At 44.8% G+C, this 23,629-nt stretch carries 22 protein-coding genes; 12 read left to right on the top strand and 10 right to left on the bottom strand.

Annotated elements, in window-relative coordinates:
- Complete coding sequence (locus tag FEM55_RS14915; protein WP_138282152.1) at nt 1-2,079, top strand: glycoside hydrolase family 2 protein; 2,079 nt, start codon at nt 1-3, stop codon at nt 2,077-2,079.
- Nucleotides 2,080-2,081: 2 nt separating this feature from the next.
- Complete coding sequence (locus FEM55_RS14910) at nt 2,082-4,376, top strand: FAD-dependent oxidoreductase (RefSeq protein ID WP_138282151.1); 2,295 nt, start codon at nt 2,082-2,084, stop codon at nt 4,374-4,376.
- Nucleotides 4,377-4,428: 52 nt separating this feature from the next.
- Here the strand turns inward: FEM55_RS14910 and FEM55_RS24990 are convergent, their stop codons facing one another.
- The gene (locus FEM55_RS24990) at nt 4,429-4,584 is read right to left on the bottom strand and encodes a hypothetical protein (protein WP_171036542.1); all 156 of its coding nucleotides are present in this window, start codon (nt 4,582-4,584) and stop codon (nt 4,429-4,431) included.
- A 404-nt stretch (nt 4,585-4,988) separates the two neighbouring features.
- On the opposite strand from FEM55_RS24990, the gene FEM55_RS14900 reads away from it, so the two are divergent.
- The 3 genes from FEM55_RS14900 (at nt 4,989) to FEM55_RS14890 (ending at nt 9,380) form a co-directional block, all read left to right on the top strand.
- Entirely contained in the window at nt 4,989-6,296 is a 1,308-nt protein-coding gene (locus FEM55_RS14900; protein WP_138282150.1) for a glycoside hydrolase family 2 TIM barrel-domain containing protein, read from the top strand.
- A gap of 259 nt (nt 6,297-6,555) precedes the next feature.
- Nucleotides 6,556-8,256, top strand: a complete 1,701-nt coding sequence (locus FEM55_RS14895) for a glycoside hydrolase family 26 protein (protein ID WP_138282149.1) — start codon at nt 6,556-6,558, stop codon at nt 8,254-8,256.
- 395 nt (nt 8,257-8,651) lie between these two features.
- On the top strand, nt 8,652-9,380 hold the full coding sequence (locus FEM55_RS14890; RefSeq protein ID WP_138282148.1) for a hypothetical protein: 729 nt from the start codon (nt 8,652-8,654) through the stop codon (nt 9,378-9,380).
- Nucleotides 9,381-9,472: 92 nt separating this feature from the next.
- Here FEM55_RS14890 and FEM55_RS14885 read toward each other — a convergent pair whose 3' ends face one another.
- The 3 genes from FEM55_RS14885 to FEM55_RS14875 all read right to left on the bottom strand — a co-directional run bounded on the left by FEM55_RS14885 (nt 9,473) and on the right by FEM55_RS14875 (nt 11,882).
- Nucleotides 9,473-10,051 (bottom strand): GNAT family N-acetyltransferase, encoded by a 579-nt coding sequence (locus tag FEM55_RS14885; protein ID WP_138282147.1) that lies wholly within the window; start codon nt 10,049-10,051, stop codon nt 9,473-9,475.
- A complete protein-coding gene (locus FEM55_RS14880) occupies nt 10,052-10,993 on the bottom strand; it encodes a nitrilase family protein (protein ID WP_138282146.1) in 942 nt (313 codons plus the stop codon).
- Between the two features lie 82 nt (nt 10,994-11,075).
- Nucleotides 11,076-11,882, bottom strand: a complete 807-nt coding sequence (locus FEM55_RS14875; protein ID WP_138282145.1) for an AraC family transcriptional regulator — start codon at nt 11,880-11,882, stop codon at nt 11,076-11,078.
- Nucleotides 11,883-12,273: 391 nt separating this feature from the next.
- Here FEM55_RS14875 and FEM55_RS14870 point away from each other — a divergent pair, with 391 nt between their 5' ends.
- The 5 genes from FEM55_RS14870 (at nt 12,274) to FEM55_RS14850 (ending at nt 17,059) form a co-directional block, all read left to right on the top strand.
- Nucleotides 12,274-12,645 carry a hypothetical protein gene (locus FEM55_RS14870; RefSeq protein WP_229209273.1) on the top strand — a complete coding sequence of 124 codons (372 nt, stop codon included), beginning with the start codon at nt 12,274-12,276 and terminating at the stop codon, nt 12,643-12,645.
- Nucleotides 12,642-13,649 carry an alpha/beta fold hydrolase gene (locus tag FEM55_RS14865; RefSeq protein ID WP_138282143.1) on the top strand — a complete coding sequence of 336 codons (1,008 nt, stop codon included), beginning with the start codon at nt 12,642-12,644 and terminating at the stop codon, nt 13,647-13,649. Before FEM55_RS14870 ends, FEM55_RS14865 begins: the two co-directional genes overlap by 4 nt.
- Nucleotides 13,615-14,379 carry an aspartate/glutamate racemase family protein gene (locus FEM55_RS14860; protein ID WP_212748308.1) on the top strand — a complete coding sequence of 255 codons (765 nt, stop codon included), beginning with the start codon at nt 13,615-13,617 and terminating at the stop codon, nt 14,377-14,379. Before FEM55_RS14865 ends, FEM55_RS14860 begins: the two co-directional genes overlap by 35 nt.
- 267 nt (nt 14,380-14,646) lie before the next feature.
- Nucleotides 14,647-15,099 carry a GNAT family N-acetyltransferase gene (locus FEM55_RS14855; protein WP_138282142.1) on the top strand — a complete coding sequence of 151 codons (453 nt, stop codon included), beginning with the start codon at nt 14,647-14,649 and terminating at the stop codon, nt 15,097-15,099.
- A gap of 613 nt (nt 15,100-15,712) precedes the next feature.
- Nucleotides 15,713-17,059 (top strand): hypothetical protein, encoded by a 1,347-nt coding sequence (locus FEM55_RS14850; RefSeq protein WP_138282141.1) that lies wholly within the window; start codon nt 15,713-15,715, stop codon nt 17,057-17,059.
- Between the two features lie 415 nt (nt 17,060-17,474).
- Here the strand turns inward: FEM55_RS14850 and FEM55_RS14840 are convergent, their stop codons facing one another.
- From FEM55_RS14840 to FEM55_RS14820, 5 genes are read right to left on the bottom strand one after another with little or no spacing between them, the layout of a single operon-like run.
- Nucleotides 17,475-17,930: a 4'-phosphopantetheinyl transferase family protein gene (locus FEM55_RS14840; RefSeq protein ID WP_138282140.1), complete on the bottom strand. Its 456-nt coding sequence runs from the start codon at nt 17,928-17,930 to the stop codon at nt 17,475-17,477.
- Complete coding sequence (locus FEM55_RS14835; protein WP_138282139.1) at nt 17,927-18,181, bottom strand: acyl carrier protein; 255 nt, start codon at nt 18,179-18,181, stop codon at nt 17,927-17,929. The genes FEM55_RS14840 and FEM55_RS14835 overlap by 4 nt, the downstream gene beginning before the upstream one ends.
- Nucleotides 18,174-19,457 carry a beta-ketoacyl-[acyl-carrier-protein] synthase family protein gene (locus FEM55_RS14830; protein WP_138282138.1) on the bottom strand — a complete coding sequence of 428 codons (1,284 nt, stop codon included), beginning with the start codon at nt 19,455-19,457 and terminating at the stop codon, nt 18,174-18,176. Before FEM55_RS14830 ends, FEM55_RS14835 begins: the two co-directional genes overlap by 8 nt.
- Nucleotides 19,450-19,896: a 3-hydroxyacyl-ACP dehydratase FabZ family protein gene (locus FEM55_RS14825; RefSeq protein WP_138282137.1), complete on the bottom strand. Its 447-nt coding sequence runs from the start codon at nt 19,894-19,896 to the stop codon at nt 19,450-19,452. The genes FEM55_RS14830 and FEM55_RS14825 overlap by 8 nt, the downstream gene beginning before the upstream one ends.
- A 1-nt stretch (nt 19,897) precedes the next feature.
- Nucleotides 19,898-20,689 (bottom strand): enoyl-ACP reductase FabI, encoded by a 792-nt coding sequence (locus FEM55_RS14820; RefSeq protein ID WP_138282136.1) that lies wholly within the window; start codon nt 20,687-20,689, stop codon nt 19,898-19,900.
- A gap of 243 nt (nt 20,690-20,932) precedes the next feature.
- On the opposite strand from FEM55_RS14820, the gene FEM55_RS14815 reads away from it, so the two are divergent.
- Both FEM55_RS14815 and FEM55_RS14810 read left to right on the top strand, forming a co-directional pair.
- Entirely contained in the window at nt 20,933-21,646 is a 714-nt protein-coding gene (locus FEM55_RS14815) for a methyltransferase domain-containing protein (RefSeq protein WP_138282135.1), read from the top strand.
- Nucleotides 21,601-22,695 (top strand): type III polyketide synthase, encoded by a 1,095-nt coding sequence (locus FEM55_RS14810; RefSeq protein ID WP_229209272.1) that lies wholly within the window; start codon nt 21,601-21,603, stop codon nt 22,693-22,695. Before FEM55_RS14815 ends, FEM55_RS14810 begins: the two co-directional genes overlap by 46 nt.
- A 9-nt stretch (nt 22,696-22,704) precedes the next feature.
- On the opposite strand, the gene FEM55_RS25125 is transcribed toward FEM55_RS14810, so the two are convergent.
- Nucleotides 22,705-22,896 carry a transposase gene (locus FEM55_RS25125; RefSeq protein WP_212748307.1) on the bottom strand — a complete coding sequence of 64 codons (192 nt, stop codon included), beginning with the start codon at nt 22,894-22,896 and terminating at the stop codon, nt 22,705-22,707.
- Nucleotides 22,897-23,629 lie beyond the last annotated feature (733 nt).

Below are 23,629 nucleotides of genomic sequence, written 5' to 3'. Positions count from 1 at the left end.
ATGAAACGAACTCCTTTATTCCTGATTTTTATTCTGACATTTTGCATCTCAAAACCTGCATCTTCCCAATACACCATCAAGCAGCCAAATGCCATTCCATTGCATGGAGAATGGTCATTTGCACTGGATCCTGCCGAGATGGGCATCACTGGACAGTGGTTTACGGATAAGGTTGCGCAAGGCAGCCGGTTTGACAAAGTAACCGTTCCGCATTGCTTTTCGGCAGATCCGCGCTATGGATTTTACACGGGAACGGTTTGGTACCGCAAACCTTTTTCCTGGAAAGTGACCAGTGGAAAGCGTGTGATCCTGCATTTTGATGCGGCTTATTATAAAACCCGCATTTGGCTCAACAATCAGAAAGTGGGTGATCACGAAGGCGGCTATACGCCGTTCAGTTTTGATGTTACGGACTTTCTGAAAGATGGCGATAACTTGCTGGCAGTTTCGGTGAACAACAATACATGGAAGCCTGGCACCATTCCCGGTGCAAAGGATAACAATGATGTCAATGATGCTTTCATGGGCTGGCTCAATTACGGCGGACTTGTACGTCCGGTTTACCTGACGATTGAACCCGAAGTTTATGCCGAAAACATCAAAATCGAAGCAACGCCTGATCTTGAAAAAGGAACAGCCGTTTTAAAGACCAGACTACGGATCCGAAATGCATCGAAACAAGCTTATTCCGCCAAATCCAGCTACATTGTTTTGTTTCAGAACAAACCGGTTTCTTTAAACTGGAAAAGCAAATCAGCAAGCATTCCGGCGGGGCAAACGGGTTTTCTGGAATCGGAAACCACGCTTTCTGCAGCGCAGGTGAAGCTCTGGAACCTGGATGATCCCAATCTGTATCAGTTGAAAGCTTCGGCAGGAACAGACACCATTGCATCCAGCTTTGGCATCAGAAAAATAGAGATCAGGAACACGCAGCTGCTTCTGAACGGAAAGTCGCTGAAACTGGCGGGCGGAAACCGGGTAGTGGATTATCCCGGCCTGGGTTCGCTCGAACCGGACTGGCTTGTAGAGAAAGATTTCAGGCTGATGAAAGAAGCCGGAATGGAATTTCAAAGGCTGACACATTACACACCTTCCGAGTATTTCTATGAACTGGCCGACCGGTACGGCATGCTGATCATCAGCGAAGCCGGCAACTGGCAGCTCACGCCAAACCAGATGGACAATGATTCGATGCGGACCAAATTCCGCTCGCAGTTCCGGGAAATGGCCGAACGTGACTGGAACCATCCAAGCATTATCGCGTACAGTGTAGGAAACGAATATCTATCCGAACAGCCTGCCGGTCAGCGCTGGACAAAAGACATGATCGCTTATGCACGCGAGCTGGATGCCACGCGGCTCTACACTTTTGCTACCATGCGCCTGAATATTTTACCCAAAAAGCCGGAAGACGAAGCAAGCCAGTATGTCGATTTTGTTTCGACCAACACCTACGGAAATCACGCAAAAGCGCTGGATCACATTCACGCACTGTATCCGGAAAAACCAATCCTGATCAGCGAATGGGGTATTCGAGCCGACAACAAATCAGAAAACTGGCTGGACAATACTGCCTTAAAAGCACATCATTTTGGCGAAAGTGAAATAAATCAGGCAAAGCACATTTCCGACATTGCAGCGGAGATCCGCAAACGGGATTACGTGATCGGGGCTTCCTGGTGGACCTACAATGATTATCAGAGCCGCTTTCACGGCACAAACCCCAATGGTTACCGGCCCTGGGGAATTGTGCGCCCGGACCGGGAGCTGCGGCCTGCCTACAAAACGCATCAGCATGAAATGGCTCCGGTGACGCTCGAAAAAGCAAGCTTTCAATCCGGCGAACAAGGCGAGCAGCAACTTACGATCCGTATTACCGCGCGAAAAGATTTTCCTTCTTATGCCATTAGCGGATATTATTTAATGGCCAATGGTAAAAAAATCCCGATTGCAAATCTGAATCCGGGGGAAAGCAAAGAGATAACCATTCCAGTTACAGGTTTTGATAAAAACCTTTCCATAAGCATTTACAAACCAACCGGATTTAAGATCGTTGACGAGATTCTAGAATTGAAGTAATCATGATAACAGAAAAATACACTTATAAAAGAACACCAAAAACCATTGCGCTTTCTGCTGATCTGGTTATCGTCGGCGGTGGGTTGACGGGAACGTGCTCGGCCATTACGGCCGCCAGAGCCGGGATGAAAGTAATTCTGGTGCAGGACCGGCCGGTTTTAGGCGGAAACTGTTCGAGCGAAGTCCGGTTATGGATTTTGGGAGCGACTTCGCACATGGGCAATAACAACCGCTGGGCACGTGAAAGCGGCGTGATCGATGAGATCATGCTGGAAAATATCTACCGCAATCCAGACGGAAATCCGCTGATTTTTGATACGGTATTACTGGAAAAAATGGTAGAGGAAAAGAACATTACGCTCTTGCTGAATACCAGCGTTTATGATCTGGACAAGAATCCTGCCGGCAGTCCGGACGAGGACATTATTACAGCGGTACATGCATTTTGCAGCCAGAACAGCACGCAATACAACTTGTCTGCTCCTCTTTTTTGTGATGCTTCCGGTGACGGCATTATTGGGTTTCTTTCGGGTGCAGCCTTTCGGATGGGCGCTGAATCGGCTGAAGAATTTGGGGAAAAATTTGCTCCGGAAAAATCGTACGGCGAGCTGCTGGGACATTCCATGTACTTCTACTCCAAAGACATAGGAAGACCCGTAAAGTTTGTGCCGCCCTCTTTTGCATTGCAGGACATCACCGAGATTCCGCGTTATAAAACCTTTAATCCAAAAGATTTCGGTTGCCGGCTATGGTGGCTGGAATATGGCGGAAGGCTTGATACCGTGCACGATACCGAGAAAATAAAATGGGAATTATGGAAAGTTGTTTACGGCGCCTGGAACTATATCAAAAATTCCGGCTCGTTTCCAGAGGCTGAAAACATGACACTCGAATGGGTGGGCACCATTCCCGGCAAGCGGGAAAGCCGCCGTTTTGAAGGCGACTACATGCTGAAGCAACAGGACATTGTAGAGCAAAGAACATTTGATGACACAGTGGCATTTGGCGGCTGGAGCATAGACCTGCATCCGGCAGATGGCGTTTACAGCGACCAGTCGGGTTGCAATCAGTGGCATAGCAAAGGCGTTTACCCGGTTCCTTACCGTTGTTATTACAGCAAAAACATCGGCAACCTCTTTATTGCAGGCCGCATTATCAGTGCTACGCACGTTGCCTTTGCATCCACCCGCGTAATGGCGACGTCTGCTGCCGGCGGGCAGGCTGTTGGCATCGCGGCTGCTTTATGCAAAAAATACAACTGTTCACCTCGCGAAGTGGGCCAATTGCATTTGCAGGAACTTCAACTGGAACTCTGGCGATCGGGACAATACCTGCCACAAACCGCTATTTCGGATCCAGAGAATCTGGTTAACCACGCTGTGCAGATCACGGCCTCGTCCACATTGCAATTGAAAGAGCTCGCACCTTCCGGTTTCTGGGCACCGATCAAAGATTCGGTGGCGCAAATGCTTCCTGTTACTCTGGGAAAAATGCCTGCCGTTTCATTTTGGATAGAAGCAGACAAGGAAACCGATTTCGAGGTGGAACTACGGAAAAGCAGCAAGTCGTTCAATCACACGCCGGATGTGATTCTGGAGAGAAAAAGCTTTCATCTGGCAAAAGGAAAACAGGAAATCACAGCGGCATGGGACGTAACTTTTGAGGAGCCCTGTTATGCTTTTGTCTGTTTTATGAAAAATGAAGATGTGAAGATTCAATACTCCGAAATACGGATTTCGGGCGTTGTTTCGCTTTTCAATGCGACCAATCCTGCCGTTTCAAATTACGGAAAACAGGAACCAACTGAGGATATTGGCGTGGATACATTTGAATTCTGGTGTCCGCAACGTCGTCCAGAAGGCCGCAATATAGCTATGAAACTGAGTGAGCCATTAGATGCTTTTACTGTAAGAAATCTTGTAAACAACTATCACCGGCCTGTTTCACAAACGAATGCGTGGGCTGCCGATCTGAGCGACCGTAATCCAATGCTCACCATCAGCTGGGCACAGCCTGAGCTTGTTTCCCGCATCGATCTGGTGTTTGATACCGATTACGATCATCCGATGGAAAACGTGATATATGTTCACCCGGAAACAGTTATGCCATTTTGTATAACGAATGTGGAAGTTACCAGCTCCAATGAACAGGTTATCGGAAGAATTATCGACAATCACCTGAGCCGAAGAACAATCTTGCTGGAAAAACCGATTTCAACCCAGCATTTAAAATTACGGCTTTCAGGATCAAATCCGAATGTTCCTGTATCGTTGATGGAAGTAAGGTGTTATCGTTAGAAGGAACTGTGTTTTGATTTTAACTCCTGAGGACTTTCCAAATTCCGGACAATCAAAGCTGGAAAATCAGGCTTTTGTTTTCTTCTTTTTTCACCTGCAATCCGACTTCATCCGGAGCCGTCCGCGGCTGCGGATGGATTTCCAAGTGAACTGTACGGACAGAAGCTGTTACACTCTTATCGCCAGCTTTTAATTTTTTCCTGTGCATCTTCCAAGGATAAGAACCAGTGTGCATTCAAACATCCATCCGTAAATTCTAACTTGGCCGGTTTCTTTAATCCTTTGCCGAATTGCTGTATCAGCACGTCGATGCGGTTTATAGTACGGGGCCGGCTGTGCTTCCGTGAATTTCATTGTTTTCATAAGCGATTTTCTGATGGTTAAGTGATCAAATCGCCTGATTTTCTCTAATCATGAATTGTCCGGCTTTACGGGGGAGGGTCAAACCCAGCCTAGAAAGTATTATTCAATCAAGAAGGACTAAGACAATAATTATTTTTATAAAATAGAACTTTTGCAAAATACCGGAAACATAAAAAATCTGTGATCCTGTTGTAGAATAGGTTTCAAAATAAATAATTTTAGTAAATTTAGTTCTACAATTCGTTTCATATGTTAAGAATACAATTCATCTGTGTATTTACATGGGTGTTCCTGTTGGGTTGCTCTGAAACCACCAAAAAACTGCCATATCGTAACGTGCAGATCATCAAGACTCAGGGAAAATACATCTTGTACAGAAACAACAAGCCTTTTGTTGTCCGTGGTGCCAGTGGTTCAACCAACCTTCGTTTGTTAAGTGAATCCGGTGGTAATACCATCCGGATCTGGGACACTACCCATCTGGGAACGATTCTGGATAGCGCACATGCCAACAAAATAGCAGTCATTATCGGCCTGCCTGTTTCCAACAGCAAAAATCAGGCATTATACGCTAACCCGGCAAGTGTTGCTGCACAGCATCAGTCCTTTAAAAGCTTGGTCGACCGGTATAAATCCCATCCGGCTATCTTGATGTGGTGTGTAGGCAATGAGCTTGACTTTTCCGACAATTGGTCAGATTACGCCTTTTACAAAGCGTTCAATGCACTTACGGACATGATCCACAGCCAGGATCCGGATCATCCGGTAACCACAACAGTGTTAAACTTTAACAAAAAGTATATTGCCAACCTGCTGTTACGCTGTGATATTGATCTTATTTCTTTTAACATTTTCAGCATGCTTCCTTTCATGCGGCAGGACTTGGAAAACTTTTCCTGGTTTTGGCATGGGCCGTTTATGGTTCTTGAATGGGGCATAGACGGCCCCTGGACGGGAACGGATCAAACCGCATGGTCGGCGTTTATTGAAGATTCCAGCTGGAAAAAAGCGCAGATTTACCTAAGTCGTTACCTAGCCAGTATGCCAGTTGAAAACAGCCGCTTTCTGGGATCATGCGTTTTCTTTTGGGGCTATAAACAGGAAACTACGCATACCTGGTTCAGTATTTTCGATCGGTACGGAGGCAAATCACAACCAATAAGCATCATGAAATACATCTGGACCGGCAAAAAGCCCGATGAAACCTATCCGGCAGTCAACTTTATGCTGGTTAACAACCAAGGTGCAAAAGACAATATCATCTTGAATGAAGGAGACAATGCAACAGCTGAAATTGTCCTGTTTAATAATAAAGACAGTATCAGAACGATCCAGTGGGAAATATACAAGGAAGATTGGTACAAGATAAATTATTATGAGAACAGTATGAATTTCCTGCATCCACTAAAAGGTCTTTTGCCTGAATCCCAAGGCTTAAAGGTAGGGTTTAAAACACCTGTTGAGGAAGGCCCCTACCGGATTTTTGCTACCGTTTATGATCACAAGGGCAATTTTTCAACATGTAATACGCCATTTTACGTACTGGGTCTAAATTGATCCTTGTTACGGTCAGCAATCCAAGTTACATCTGAACTTGACTTGCACCTTTACACCATCTCCTCTTTTAAGCCAGGAATATAAAGGCCCAAATGGTACCATTACCTTAAAACACATTCCCCGAGAATTCCTTTGTTTATCAGCTTCAACTATAAATTATAAAAGAGAATGTTGTGGCCAGCATTATGATACCCACTATTAATAACCCATTATTTCCCCGCGATGAGGAACTTCAACTTTGTTAATCAATAATCACCTTATGAAAAATAGCAAGATATTTTATTTGGCTGCTTTGCTGATCGGTACTGCCGTTATATGGATTGGCATAATTAAACCAAGGCTTTTTGTTAGCAATGCACATGTTGAAAAAGAAAACGAATACAAATGGAATGAACATGTTATCGGGGTATACGAGCGGGGACAAAAAACCGGCATTACAGAATTTGATTCCTTACAGCTCATTGCCATAAAACTGGACAAAAGCCCTGATCAAAACGGTTTTCAAGGTTTGTTACAGGATATAAACCCGAAGTATCCGGTATTGCTGACAATTGAAACGCTACCCTCCTCGGGCGACAATATTCTTGAGAATTGTATTAACGGAGAATACGATTCCAAGATCAAGGCATTATGCAATGCTATAAGTTCGAAAAACACGGTTTTTTATCTAAGGTGGAATCCGGAAATGGAAGTGCCTGTAACATTATATCCCTGGCAGTACCAGTCTTCTGAAACATACATCCAGGCTTTTCGTCATTTTACCGCACTATGCCGGTCAATAGCTCCTGAAATTAAGATAGTATGGGGAACGGCCGGATACCCGGGAGCTGATGAATACTGGCCGGGCAGGGATGTTGTGGACCTGATCAGTATTACATTAAACACCAAATCAGAGGGACTTACATCCGCTTACTCGCATGAGAAAGATATGACAGAAGTCATCAGGCGGAAAATACTTCGCATGAGGTTTATGAATAAACCGGTACTTGTTCTGCAAGCACCCGATGCTGAAACCGATCCGCTTCCTACAGGCAAGCTGGCAGCTTCTATCCGTGAGATAAAAGAAGAGGATTCAACCATTTATTCATTTATAAATACTGAGAATAACATTCGCCCATACATTCCTGCAACAGCCCGCATGCCGCTGATTGGTGTTTACGACCCTAAACTGTTGCTGGCCTTGTCCCCTTCCGTCGGTGTAGAGCACTTGTTTATAGACCTGAACAATTTCAGGGATGGTACATTCGAAAAGTTATTCAATGAAGTTATATCCCGAAAGCATGACGTAATTATCACCTTTGAACCATGGAAAGACGAAAAATATGATGAATCCGCCGTGTTGTCCAATACGATTCAGGGCGTTTATGACAATCAGTTCAGAGAATTATACCGTATCATTTCAAATGTGAAGCAAACCGTTTACCTGAGGTTTTTACATGAGATGGAAATTCCGATTCACCGCTATCCGTGGCAGAGCCAGGATCCGGTTTCTTACATTAAAGCTTTTCGTTACTTTATGAATTTCAATAAGATAAAGGCTGAAAATATCAAAAAGGTTTGGGGACCTGCAGGTGACCGCGGCTCCATGGAATGGTGGCCTGGCGATGATGTGGTCGATTATGTAAGTATGGCCATTTACGGATTACCGGATAAGAATATCACTGATCCCAACCAGCAGGAGCAGTTTGGCACCATCTACAAGAGGAAATACCATCGGATGCGCTTTACGAACAAACCGGTTTTTATAACGGAATTCGGAGTTACAGGGCCGGAGGAATTTCAAAAAAAATGGCTTGAAGATGCTGCCGCTGTTATTAACAGCCACAGGGAAATATATGGAATCAATTACTTTAATCTGGCAGATAATCCAAAAGTATGGGGTGACATTCCCACTCCGGTATGGAGTATCAGTAAAGAAACCTTTGACCATTTTGTGCTGATCCTATCGAAAAGAAAGTAACCATCAACTTTCCTGTACCATTGGGTTACGTTTTTAGTTTACGAATCCTTCATGATGATAGTTGAAAAATAACAATACAATGCATCACTATGATCTTCGTAGCAGAAGAGATGTACTGAAATAACTAAGCGATTCATAAATGACTTAGGATTCGACAGGTTGCGCAAGGGGCCCGACTCTTGATCAAATGCCGGGCGGCACCCTGCTGGTCATGTTGTTTGCTTTCTTATGGATCGGGTCACAGACCATTAAGGCAGCAAGAAGTACCCGGCGGCCGCAAAGCATCCTATTGGTACAGGCCAGGAAAAAGTCATCATGCGGACAAAAAACAGAACCGGCCAAAAAATACAATCCAGCTGCTTTCGCCTTTCCAGTCAGGTACTGGATTACCAATTTTGAACGTTCAGGCATTGTTCCATTTACCACATACAACTCTTATCCCATTGTTATTACCTGCTATAATACTGTTGCTCTACACGTTTTTGCAACATGATCCGCCTGTACAAAAGCTGCGTGTGATTCGATATCATAAGCTGCCGGCATTTTGGAGCGGCGACACGCTGCGTTTTTCGTCGGCTGATCTTCAAGTGTCTCTCATTGATGCGAAGGAGAAAGGAATTAAAGTAATGACTAAGGCCACAACGGGCAGCATACAGCAATTCAGTGAGCCGACAGTTAGCATGGAAAGTTGCCGGGATACTGCATTCGCTGCGGATCTCAATCACGACGGCCGGCTGGATTTCAAGATATTCTTTGACTTTCAAGGAGCGTCGCCGCTAGCGTCCAAAGTGAAACGAAAAATGTACTTGTTCAGCGAGCCCGATGGTTCGTATTCAAAAGTTTCCTTTTTTGATTTTTCCATGGAGCCTGAAACGGATTTCAACGCTGATCACCGGTATGAAATCGTAGCAAAAGATTTGATGCAATTCAAAAACCATAGCTACTGGAAATACGAAATTTTTGAATATTCTGGTAAAAAGCTGCGTAATGTGAGCCTGAGGCATGGCTATCCAAAGCTTGTCCCCTACCGCAACAAGCCTGCCCGTAAGCCGTTGTCTGACCTTGCAGATACAGACCGGCGCAAGCTGCTGTCGAAACAGCCCAGAGAATTTGATCAGCAGTAACAGGCAGCAATGCTTGTTTTCAATGCGTCACCCGGGCAGTTATCGCCTGCGAAACGGCCCGGGATATCGGTTTAATGCTCGTTTTACAAGGACTAATTCGAAAGCACTTTCTGCATCCGGAAATTTGTAATCCAGACCCCGCGTATGCAATTCCGGTTCTCAGCCGATACTGCAAAGCCCTGTCGTTCAAAGAATGGCCTTGCAGTCTTACTTACATCAGCGGTTAAGATTTCTGCACCCGTTTTAGCGGCCTTTTCTTCCAATCGGTCATAGATGGTCTGGGCGATGCCTTGACGGAGGTAATGCTTGCTGGTGAACATAAAATCAATGTAATCATTGTCTTTCAGCGAGCCAAAGCCGGCTTGATTTCCGTCCACTTCGGCAATGATAAAATATTGCGTATCGATAGCAGCCGCCCAGCGTTCCAGGTTTTCAGTGCCCTGCTTCCATGCATCGCGCTGCTCCGGATCATAGTCATGGGCGCAAGTGTGATCTATTGTTTCTTTATAAATGGCCTGCAGGCATTCCAGGTCAGTGCGCGTTGCCTGTCGCAATGTAATTGCTGTTAATTGGTCGCCGTTGTTCATACGCACGAAATAATCAATTTTCAAAATGAAATGAAAACACCAGGAGTGAAAATTGATTGCATCAGCGGCCGATTTCAAATTCATTTATAACCAAACGACCTTTTGCTCCGAAATGTGCGGCTGACCGATGATGTCGCTGTACAAAGCGGGCTTGCGGGCGTTGATATATCTGGCTCCTCCCGCGGCTTTCAGCTTTTCCGGCGTCAATGTGGCAATGGCAATGTCATTGTCAAGTTTGCGGCACTCTGCAATGATATCGCCAAACGGGTCCAGAATCATCGAACAGCCGTTTTTGAGCTGATCATCGTCCATACCGATCGGATTGGAAAACACGGCATAAACCGCATTGTCATAAGCCCGTGCAGGCAGCCATTTCATCAGCCAGCCACGTCCTTTAAGCCCGTCAAATTCCTGACGGAGTGTGGTCGGATCGTTTTGCCTGTTCAGCCACAGATCCGGATCAACAAAGCCGGCGCCGGGGCGGGATGAAGGGGTACACATGGTCACATGCGGCATAAAAATAATATCGGCACCAAGCAATTTGGTTGCCCTCACGTTTTCAATGACATTGTTATCGTAACAGATCAATATTCCACATTTCCAGCCCATCAAATCAAAAACCACATATTCGTTCCCGGGCGTCAGATGCGGGTTGATGAATGGATGAAGCTTGCGGAACCTGGCGACCAATCCGCGCTCATTGACGCAGACATAGGCTTTGTACATATTTCCGTGGGCGTCTTTTTCAAACAACCCTGCCAGGATTGTAATGTTGTTCGCCCGGGAAATCTCAGTTAGTCTGCCGATGCTGGGACCTTCCGGAATCAGTTCGGAAACTTCCAGCAGTTGTTCTCTGGATAAATTTCGAGCGAATGTGTAACCCGTCACCGAGCATTCGTGGAATGCAATTACCTGGGCGCCTTCCTTTGCTGCCTGGGCGGAAAGCGAATCGATCATTCCAAGGTTGTAACTTTTGTCCCCGCTGCGGTTCTCAAATTGTGCGGTGGCAACTTTCAGATTTTCCATACTTTCTTTAATTTTTTTGAATGGCTCAAAGCTAGCGGAATGCAAATTTTCTGGATTGTACAAATCCGACAATGGCCAGAAATCACAAAGAAATTTCCAGAAAGTTAGCGGCCAGTAAGTGCGGTTGTCCTAAATATTCGCCGGGCGTGATGCCGGAAATACTTCTCATGGTTCTGATCAGATGCGCCTGATCGTAAAAACCGGCATCGTATACCAGGCCGGTATAGTTCGAGGGGCGGTTTTGGCGAAGCAATCTTAGGAAATACTGGATCTTGGTAATGCCCGCAAAGCGCTTGGGTGAGTAGCCCACATGATCCTGAAAAATACGTTCCAACTTCCGTTCACTGATTTGCAGGGACGATAAAAGTACGTTTACCGGCAAGTCGCCATGATGTTGCTGGATCAACCGTACGGCATGAAAAGCATTGTTATTCGCTGGCTTGAAACCAGAAAGCTTTTGCAAGAGGAATTTTTCAACCACGGCGATTTTTGCATAACTGTCCTGAGCGAGGCGGATTTGCGCGGTAAGATCATTTGCTTCCTGATCATAGACCGCTTCCAGGTTGATTACCTGATCGATCAGGTGATTTGCCTGCACTTTCAGCATGGACGAAAGGGCGAAAGGGTGAAAAACGGCTACCAGCAAACCAATCCTTCCGGTGGCTTTCAAGTCCTGATAATGGTGAAACGATCCATATAAAAAGCTGGGAGGAAGAAAGTTGACCGATGTTTCATCTTGCCCCAAAAGAATAGGGTCTTTATAGTTGAAAACCATTCCCGTATTTCCGTCAGAAAACATCCTCAGGTTCCGGTTGGGGATCTCATCCATATCAATGACAAGGTAATGTTTGATGAGATGTGCCAGTGCGGCTGTGGGACAAAGTTGCATAATCAGTTCGTCTCAATTCATCAATTCAGAGGGCAATACTTACAATTCACCATTTTATTCAGGCATTTGGAATGTTTCGTGATTCCTGATCCTGATCTCATCGGCCACCTTTGTGCCACTGAAAACAAAATGGCGATGAGCGTTGCCCTACGGCATTTCGAATACAAGCTTACCAATAAATAAAGTAATTAGCCATGATTTTATGAAATGCAAATTTTTATGGTTCGTACTTTTTTGTACGGGCCCACAATTCCTCTATGCCCAATCCCTGCGGCTGGGATATTTTGGCGAAACGGTCTCCCATTACGGCCTTCGTGTGGCTTATGAAAAACCTGTAGCGGTTTCCGTATCCGCACGCCATGCAAAACGGATGCTTTACGGTTCGCTGGGGGTGGCCGGATACCAACATCCGCAGAATCACATCGGCCTGATCGTATCGCCCGAAATTGGTTTTCGGCGGACGGGAAAGAAAGGTGCGCTTTTTGAACTCTCACTTTCCCCGGCCTACTTCCGCTATTTCCTCGATGGTAAAACCTACGAAGCCACTACGGACGGTGATTTCGACCGGGTACGTTTTGCAGGCGGAAATGCATTTATGCCCACCCTATCGCTTGGTGTCGGCCATGATTTATCGGTCCGCAGAAAAGTGCCGCTAGCCTGGTACGTCAGACTGGATCTGATGCAGCAGCGGCCTTACAACACGTCTAACCTGATCCGCTTCGCCCTGGAAGCCGGCACATTAATTCCTCTGAAAAAACAATGAGACTGCTTACAAGACTATCGATGTTCTGCCTGCTCTTCGGGCTGATCTGCTGCAAAGAAAAAGATACGCAGCCGCGTGAGGACGCTACATTTTTCCTGCGGCACAAAGGCGCTGACATGCCGATCTGGGTCAAAGGAAACAGGCAGCCTGATAAGATCGTGCTTTTTGTCCATGGCGGCCCGGGCGATTGTGCGATGTGTTACCGGTATTACCTCAAAGACCTGGAAAGCGATGTGATGATGGCGTATTGGGACCAGCGTGTAGCCGGTGCATCTTCGGGCAAAGTCGATCCTGCGACACTGCGTTACGCGCAGTTTGAAGAAGATATGGAACTGGTCGTTAGCTTGTTGAAAAAGCAATATCCCGGCGCGCAGATATACCTGCTCGCACATAGCTTTGGTGTGGAGCTTGCCTGGCAATATCTGACGAAAGGGGACAATCAAAGGCACATTGCCGGCGCGATGATGGTCAATGGCATGTTCTCTTATTACCGCTGGCTCTACCAGGTGCGGGAATGGGCATTGAAACGGGCCAGGGAAAAAGGCAATAAAGAGGCCGAAGATTTTCTGACTGCAAATCCGGTCACGCCGCAAAACACCGGGACCGTAGATTGGGAAGGCATTTACCGCTGGATGCACAAACTGGACGGAAATCCCGTTTCGGTATATTCGGATAAAAAGTATGTGATCAATTACGCGTTAGGATCGCCAAATACGGCGCTTGCACAGTTTACCCACAGCAAAGCGTACGGCTACTACGGTGACATCGAAAGCCGAACATTTGAAAAGGGCAATCTGCTGCAACATGTGCGGATTCCGGTGGGCCTTTTCTGGGGTAAAAAAGACGGGATTGTGCCCTGTGAAATCGGACAGGAAAGTAAGGATTTACTTAAAAATGCCATCGTAACACAGGTTATATTTGAGCAATCCTGGCATGAGCCGTTTATTACGGAAACTGCTGAATTTGTAAATGCGGTGCGGACTTTTGTCGGGCAACAGTTATGATTACAGGGAATTTGAAATATTAAACATCGCATTGATGATGAAAACGATCGGGCTACTTGGCGGAATGAGCTGGGAATCAACAGCCACTTACTATAAATGGATCAACGAGATGATCCGCCGGCGGCTCGGCGGACTACACTCAGCAAAGCTGCTGCTTTATTCCTTTGACTTTGAAGAAATTGCCAGGCTGCAAACCAATGGTGACTGGCAACAAGCAGCAGAAATGCTTTCCGACGCGGCTTTGAAACTGGAAAATGCAGGCGCTGATGCATTGATGATTTGTACGAACACCATGCATCTGGTGTATGCCCGGGTAGCCGACGCGGTGAAAATACCCGTGATTCACATCGCTGATCCGACAGCCGCAGCCATACAGCAGTTAGAACTGAAAAAAGTAGGTATGCTGGCCACCCGCTTTACCATGGAGCAGGATTTTTATATCCGAAGATTCCGTGAGCAGCATCAGATTGAAGTCATCGTTCCGGGCCATGACGATCGACAGCTCGTTCATGATATTATTTATGATGAGCTATGTAAAGGCATCATAAATGATTCTTCGCGGCACCAGTATATTCATGTCATTCAAAATCTGATTGACTCCGGCGCCGGCGCGATTGTCCTCGGATGTACGGAAATCGGTATGCTGATCAACCAGACCGACGTTGCTGTTCCTGTTTTTGACACAACTTACCTGCATGCACAAGCAGCCGTGAAATTTTGTCTTAGCTGATTTTTAAAACTATTTGCCATGAAACTTGCGCTTTATCATGCCCCTTCTGCTGAGTGGCTGGGCACTTACTGCCTGTCAGCAAAATCAGTCAGAACCGCAGCCAGACCCCATAGTCCCAACGCAAAGGAGGCCGGCTGATATGGAGAAACCCTTTTGTGCGCCCATCAAAAAGACCAGGAAAATGAAAGCGGCTCGCCCCGCTTACAATGCCTGCATAACTGAAAAGAGGCTGCAACAAGCACTTATACATACAAATTTTTAAAGGTTATGAACACGCAGTATCAGATTATACCACTATCCAAAGAAGACTTTTCCGAAGTCACCTCTTTATGGGAAGCTTCGGTGCGCACCAGCCATCACTTTCTGTCAGAAGCTGACATACAATTTTACAAACCACTGGTTCTTAATGCGTACTTGCCCAGTCTTAGTCTTTTTGGGATTCGCCGTGCATCCGGCGAGATTTCAGGCTTTATCGGGGTTGCAGAAGGGAAGATTGAAATGCTTTTCGTGCGACCGGACGATTTTGGAAAAGGCATCGGCCAGGCATTGTGCCGATTCGCAGTTCAGCAGCTGCAGGCCTGGGAAGTTGATGTCAATGAGGACAATCAGGAAGCACTGAAATTTTATATAAAAACAGGATTTAAGGTTGTCGGCCGTTCACCGCTTGATTTCAGCGGAAAGCCGTTTCCCATATTGCATTTGAAAACAAACATCCGATGAGTTTTTATTTTTTAAACTTAGGGATATAATACCAGAACATATTCTATGAACAATCTCCTCATTTACACAGACATTGTGGCGACCTGATTTAATACCTACAAAGTTTAATTTCATTTCGCCCAGCCATGTATCATCAGGTTTGAAATTGTCGAATTCACCAAAATATAGCCTGATTTCACTCCTGAGCTTTCGAATTTCATATCGTATCCTGATGGATGAGACAATAAACGAATTTTGAATGTCCGAACCGTTCATACCTGCTTTCCAGGCAATTGTGCCCTGTATATTAAATGCTAACACGTCAACTTTTTCTGTTTCAGCATTTCGTATGGATTTTACTGCAAGGTCAATTTAAGATCATCATTTGACTCCTACCTCTGTTTTTTTTATATGAATTGATAAGAAGTTTCTCATGAAAATGTAAGCAGTAAATACCAGCTCTACCGCTGCGCTGGCCTTGGAAGATCGGCTTCACCAGCCGTTCACGAACTTCACAGCAATCTTCTACCCATTCCGATAGCTCACGACTTGATTTTGATTAATTTTGCTCAAATAAGATCATTTTTGATCAACATTAATAAGAGCGTTGAAATAATAATTAATCTTTTTAGCCATGAAAAAATTTGCATGTTTAGTTGTTGCCTTCTTGGCGTTGGTGGGTTGGTCACACGGCCAGGATTCCGTGCGATACCAGCTTCGCCTTTCGGTACCCGTCATTGATCTTCCCCAGAACACGGACCTCCCCTACCGCTATCCTTCGATGACCCAGGCACTGGAATTCTCTGCCGACTTCTATGAGCTTGGCTATATGGGCATCGATAAGCTTGGAAACGGGCTTTTTAAGCCAAAAAAGCAACCGTACACATCTGGCAGAAAGGTGTTAAATGCAGGATTCAAGTATCTGTTGAGTGCAGGGTTTGTTAAGTACGGAAGTGAGCTCCCTATTCCGCTGGGCGTTTGGGCGCATGAAGAATTCCACCGGTCGGTTCTGGGTATCAACAATATGGATTCCAAAAACGGGAACTGGTTTCTGCACCGATGGGACGGAACAGTGTATGGCATCAGTGATCAGGATCTGGCCTCACTTAAAAGCAGTAATCCTGATCAGCTTCTTTACGCGTATGTTGCAGGCGTACAGTCAGAAGTGCTGTTGAACAGAAAAATATCCGTTCAGGATTTTTACAAAAGAAGGACGTTATCAAAAAACGCGCTCATTCTGTACAATGCGTGGTATGTATGGGATTATTTCAAATTTTCAGCCAGTCCGATGACGGATTCAGTGAAAGTCTGGGGCGCAAAAAGTGAAAGTCCGGATCCTAAGCAGCGTGATTTTGCAGGTGCCGATCTCACCGCCTGGGCCTACGATATGTTCAGTCCTGAAAAGCCCTACACAGACAGGGATAAATTCCCTAATGGTGAGGGTGTCAACCGAAGGATCGGCTACTCGGACTTGTCCTTGGAGGCGCAGCGGTATTTGTTAAAACAAAAGAAGTTATCCCTGCTTAATTTCGTGAACCCGGCTATATTCTTCATCAACCGCATTCCCCTGGGCAGGCATTCCTCATTTAACTTTTTGATGCAATATACTCCTACGCACTTTGGAAATGATATTTCGTTAACCCTTCCGGTTCAATTTCGGAACAGAAATATTTTGTTTGGAATCCACAAATTCAGCAATTACAAATCCGAAGGTTACGGGCTTGATTTGGGTACTTATAACAAAGAAATCACAAAGCGCCTGGAAGCAGACCTGATCCTACGGATGTGGGACCAGCCAAAAGATTTCTTGTCTGATTCAAAAGTAACAGGCGGAGCGCTCCAAGTTGACGCCCGGTACCGGATCACAAGAAACGTAGCGCTTGCGGTTGGCCTAAGCGGCAAAACAAGCGGCTGGCAACTAGGTTCTGCCTACCTCAGATCAAATTTCTCATTTAGTTTCGGATTGAGCTGCAATTTATAGTAATGCATATAGCAGCTTCAAACATTAGCCACTGCCGAATGATTCAAACCAGTAATCCATAGTGATGCAGCAATACCAACTGGCTCAAATTAATGTGGCTAAAATGAAGGGAGTTGATATCTATGACCCTGTGATGAAAGAATTCGTAGATGCAAGACGTATGCTGGTTTAGGTGTATCTGAATTGCGGAAACTTCGGCAACTCGTGAAGGAAAACCAAAAATTAAAACAGCTGGTAGTCGATTCTTATTGACACAATTAGACCATTCACCTTCATAAAATTACAGCGTTAGTGCAAGGCTATTTCAGCGTAATACACTTTATATATTTCACATTGCAGCATACAAATGGAAACCTTTGCGCATAAGATGGACCATGGCTAACAGTATCTTGAATAAACTGATAAAAAATCCGGATCAATAAACCAGAGCGAGATAGTGCCCGTGATGACTTACGCAGGCCGGATTTTTTGAAGCATATGCCGGCAGTTCGCCAGAGTAATGAATAATTTCAATCCTGATTTTGGCCAGCTGATCTGACTGAAGGCCAGCAATTGTGTGAATATAGTTTTCAGTCATTTCAGTACAGGTATAAAATTTCAAATCATCAATCTGTACGGTCCCAAAAGTGTGCTCACCCAGTGTACAGCAAAGTTTTACCGGAGCAAAACTTCTGATCCCGGTCATGCGGGAATATATTTTATAGGCTGCTTCTTTCATCGTCCAGTATTTCCAAACCAGCAGAAAGGGGTTTTCACCGGAACGGATCTGTGTTTTTTCAGACGTTGTAAATAGTTTATCCAGAAACCCTTTTCTTTTCCAGTTGCTTTCGATTGAAGCACAGTAGAGATCGACTAGGTCATTGCCGATCATTTTTCGCTAAGCTTAGCCTCAATAACGGCTATGGAAGCTTTTACAGTAAGCATCTTTTCCATGGCATCGTTATCGATCACAATGTCGAATTCTTCTTCAACGTCGAGAATCACATCCACCAGATTTGCTGAATTTATTTTCAGGTCATTGATAAAGTCCGTTTCTTCATTAATGGAATTCAGCGCTTCCTTGTTTTGAGCATACGTACTTACAATAGCTTTAAGGCGGTTTATTAAATTTTCGTTAGGCATCAGATTCAGAGTATTTTTTTAAAACGATACAAGCATTGATATCACCAAAACCAAAGCTGGCTTTGATCAGAATTCGGGATTGCCGGTTCAGCGTTTCCCGCGGGATCTTTTCACTGTCCACCAACTTCAGGATTTCAGGATGCTGCACTTCACAATTAATATTTGGAAATATAAAATTGTTATGTAACTGCAAAACCGAAGCTACACACTCTATGCTTCCTGCCGCCGTCAGACAATGTCCTGTCATTCCCTTTAACGTATTAATGTACGGAAAATCCGTCCCAGATCTGTCCAGTGCCTCCACCCAGTTCTGGATTTCCGTAGCGTCCATAGCTGTTGCAGTAAGGTGTCCATTGATCAAATCCACCTCATTTGCCGTAACACCTGCATGAAGGAGTGCCTCCCGGATGCACCGTTGAACAGCTATGGAATTGGGAGCAGTCATAGAACCCTTGCCGCGCTGCCCGCCGGAATTTACATGGCCGCCCAGTACTTCTGCATAAATTCGAGCTCCTCTTGCCCTTGCGTGATCCAGTGATTCTACCACAAGCGCGCCGGCGCCGCTGCCGGGTACAAAACCGCTGGCATTGCTGCTCATTGGCCTGGATCCCTGTTCAGGCTCCTGGTTATATTTATACGTACACACTTTCATCGCATCAAATCCGCCCCAGATATAAGGACCGCTGTCACTGGTTGCGCCGGAAAGGACCACGCTGGCTTTTCCGCTGCGGATGCGTTCATAGGCCATCAACAGACTCTCGGTTCCTGTGCTGCATGCTGAGGAATTGGTAATAACCTGATTGCCCAGTCCAAGTTTGCCGGAAAGATATGCAGACACTCCACTATTCATGGTCTGGAGTACAACGGTACTTCCCAGTCGTCTGACATTCAGTGCATCGATGTCGTATATGGCTTCCCGAAACCTGTCGATTCCGGATGTTCCGGAGCCAAAAACCAGTCCGTAGTCCCAGAATGGCTCCTCATTGTCAGAAAGCGGCAATCCGGCATCTTTCCAGGAGTCCATTCCGGCAATTACACCGTACATGATACCTTTGCTGTTGAAATTACGGAGCTCCAGTGGACTGAAATACGGTGCAATGTCAGCTTCACCGAGCTGGGGCTTACCGGAAATCTGACATGAAAATTTCAGTTCTTCCAGTTCCCTGTCAAAGCGGATTCCTGACCGGCCTGCGCGCAGCGCCGATTCAAATGCTTCCAGTCCGACACCATTTGGCGCCACGACACCCAGTCCGGTAATGACAACTCTGTTATCCATTTAGCTTTAAAGTGACCATTCCAGAAAGTTTGCCATTGCATACGGTTTCTCCCGCAGCATTGGTCATGCTCACTGTACAATGTAGTTTTTTAAATCTAAAATACACCTTTTTAGAAACAACAGTTACTTTTTCGCCCGGGAAAACAGGTTTCAGGAAATCGATAGCTGCCGAAGTTAACACGACATGGCCAGTTTCCTGCTCTTCAACATTCCCCAAAAGATAAATTCCCAGACAAACCAGCCCGATTTGTGCCATTGTCTCGATCAGGATCACACCCGGCGTTACCGGTTTATCTTTGAAATGGCCTTTGTAAATTTCCAGTTCCGGGTTAAATGTATACGTTCCGTATGCTCCATTTTCATCAATTTCTACTAATTCGTCTACAAACAGGAACGGATAGGAATAAGGTAATGCTTCAAGTATTTCTTGTTTGTTCATATCAATGTATCTTTTCGCCTCCGTCCACCGGGATCACGGCACCGTTTATCCAGGCAGCTTCGTCTTTGCACAAAAGATAAACCACATCGGCAACATCTTGCGGCGTAGTCAGGCGCTTAAAGGGATTTCTTTCCTGTGTGTGCTTGATCAGCTCCTCATTCCCGGGAATTCTACGCAAAGACGGCGTATCGGTTACACCCGCCTGAATGCAGTTGGCACGGATTCCAAACGGTGCATATTCCAGCGCAATTTGCCGGCTGATTGCTTCAAGCGCCGCCTTTGCTGCAGACACGGCCCCGTAATACTGCCATGTGCGGGAAGAACCATCGCTCGTAAAGGAAATAACTCTGGAATCCTGCGCAAATAAACCTGCTTTATGAATATCGGCCACCCAGTCAACTAAACTAAAAGCCATATTCTGGAGCGTAATCGTCATGTCTTCGGAAGATAGGAATGGTTCCGTAACCATTGATTTCAGATTTCCTTTGGCAATGCTGTGCACAAGGCAACGCAGCTTTTCCTTTGTGCCAAGTCGTTCCCGGAGCGCCGACAAGACCGTAGCCCTGTTTTCTGACTTCACCACATCCAGATTAAATGTGATCAGTTCAGTGCCGGCGGCTTGTACTAACCTAAACTGCTGATCAAGTTCTGGAATGTCTGTTCTTGGATTCCGGTGTAAAATACAGATATGCATTCCTTTCTGCGCAAGTGTGCGTGCTGTCGCAAATCCAAGACCGCTGCTGCCGCCCAGAATCAATGCCCAATATCCTTTTCCTTCAAACTCTTTTACCATTTTAATAGGATCTGCCGAGCAGAAAACACCGGTCGAAATTTCATGTTAATTCCTTATTATTAATAAAGAATAAGACAATAATCATTCCATTACGGATGCAACAGATATGGTCTGGATCAATATTTATAGGATCTTGCACATATTCCTGTCTGTAATCTGACTTTTCAGCCGGTTTGATTTATTCCTGTTGAAGCAACAAAATAAACAGGAATGCCTAGAAAACCATTTTCATAAGCATCTTAAATGATCATCAATACAACCAAAAGAAGCGGTAAAGCAGAAATAATGGATGACTTCTCTATGAAAGGTGAAGTCCTGAAAGATGCGCTGGACAAGATTGCCCATATCAATCGACTTTTAGGTGGAAACAAAGTAACCTTGCAAGGTGTCAGGCTGTTAACAAAAAACCTGGACGCAAATCAAGTATTAACCGTTGCGGATTTTGGCTGCGGCAATGGGGACATGCTGAGGGCGCTTGCAGATTATGGTCAGAAACAAGGATTAAAAATGAAGCTGATTGGAATAGACGCTAATCAATTTACAGTTAATTACGCACGATCACTTTCCACAGGTTACGACAACATCAGTTATCAATGCACAGACATATTTTCAGAACATAGCCAGAAAAATAATTATGACATTATTCTTTGCACACTGACATTGCACCATTTTAACGATCATGACATTGATAAATTGATTTCCGATACTTTGTCAAAGGCAGGAATTGGATTTGTAGTGAATGATTTACACAGAAGTGCAATCGCTTACTATCTTTTCAAGGGACTTTGCCTGCTGTTTGGTTTGAACGAAATGTCTGAAAAAGATGGTTTAGTCTCTATATTGAGAGGATTTAAAAAAGAAGATCTTGAGCGTTTTTCAATGAAGTTCAAGTTTAAGAAATATAGCATCAAATGGAAGTGGGCATTTCGGTATCAATGGATCGTAAAGACAGTATGAGCGTAAAAGTCAAAGCAGTAAGCAAAGCAGTACCTGAATATTCAAAATCCACTCCGGAAATCATCAAGTTTCTCGATATTTGGCTGGCAGGAAAGGATGAGCGTTTTATCCGGAAGGTTAAAAAGATTTTTGAAAATGCTGCCGTAGACAAGCGCTATTCCATTATGTCTCCCGAAGAAGTTTTCACTTCGACATCATTTGAAGATAAAAATAACATCTACATTAAGGAAGGGATCAAGCTCGGGACTCAATGCCTCAGCAGCGCCTTGCAGAAAGCGGACTGGGAACCAAAAGATATTGATTATCTGATCACGGTGAGCTGTACGGGCATTATGATACCTTCTCTGGATGCTTTTCTGATCAATAAACTGGGGATGCGGCAGGATGTAGTTCGTTTGCCTGTTACCGAAATGGGCTGTGCGGCAGGCATATCGGGAATGATCTATGCAAAAAATTTCCTGAAATCAAATCCTGGTAAAAGAGCGGCCGTTGTCGCCGTTGAATCGCCAAGTGCAACCTTTCAGCTCAATGATTTTTCCATGGCAAACATTGTAAGTGCCGCCATTTTTGGAGACGGAGCTGCGTGCGTGCTGCTTTCTTCCTGTGAAGAAGACAAAGGTCCGGAGATAATTGACGAGGAAATGTATCATTTTTTCGATGCTGAACATATGATGGGCTTCAATTTGACCAATACAGGATTGCAGATGGTGCTGGATATTGAAGTTCCAAATACCATTGCGTCCCATTTTCCGGACATTATTCATCCGTTTCTGGCCAAAAACAATCTGGACATTTCCGATATTGATCACCTGATTTTTCATCCGGGAGGGAAAAAAATCATTCAGGTTGTAGAAGAATTGTTTGGTGAGTCGGGAAAAGACATAAACGAGACCAAGGAAGTATTGAAACAATATGGCAATATGTCCAGCGCCACTGTTTTGTATGTGCTTGAAAGATTCATGAATACGGCAAGAAAGAAGGGTGAAACAGGACTCATGTTAAGCTTCGGACCTGGTTTTTCAGCACAGAAAATTTTATTGCAATGGTAAATTCAGTCTTTAGATGAAGGTCAGAATAGATAAGAAATAGACTTCAGCAGGATATAATTGTCTGGTGCGGCTGATGGTCGAGTGCCATGGCAGTTGCTCATCAATATCATATCCTAAAAAGTAAAGAATATCCATTCGCATGAAGCAATGCTCAACAAGTTTCCTGTCCGAGGTAATATTTTCTAAATAACCTGTAAGCATTAGCTTAAACCGGGCCGCCAGGCGGAAAACAACTGGGTCGATGGACGGGTTTCTGTAGTTCCATACAATTTACAGGCATCATTATAAAAAGCCTTCAAATCAATTATTTCCATGAGCATCCGGTAAAAGTTATTCTTGGGAACACGGTCTGAAAGTTGGAAGCTGACGACAACTTTTCTGAGTAATTTTTCTTTCCTTGCATTCCTGAGGTTACTAAATTTTAATAGCATTTAGGAGTTTTATTCACTACTTCTAGTCAATATGTATAAATATTTTCATTGATGCCCAACTAAGGTTGGTTAGATCACTTGGATGCAAACTCTATCTATTAATTACATCCTGGCTGTTCCTTTCAAATTGTTCATCACCTGAGTACCGGCAAGATTCCACTTTAACGGATAGGAATGGCATACCTGTTAATTCATCTATATTGTTTGTGCCAGATTCTATGATAACTGACGGAGGGATAGTTCCCTCAAATTTAAACGAGGATCGGTATTTATACTCGGCAGTCCTTTCAGCTGCCAAACAACCAATTTTATTTAACTACTTTGTAAATGAAACAGTTACTACCTATTTACATTTTTTTACTCCACATTCCGAGTTCCTTCAAATTGCCTAGTTGTGCAACAGCTACGTACGTTTTTTGCGACAGGTAAAACTGAGATTATTCTTGAACGTGTCAGCATTTATTCTCATTGATCATAGTATTTTATTGAGTAGAATTACTTTT

The organism is Dyadobacter sediminis (assembly GCF_005860765.1).
GTDB lineage: Bacteria > Bacteroidota > Bacteroidia > Cytophagales > Spirosomataceae > Dyadobacter > Dyadobacter sediminis.
Note: the sequence above shows the minus strand (reverse complement) of the source record. Positions and strands in the feature narration are given on the sequence as shown.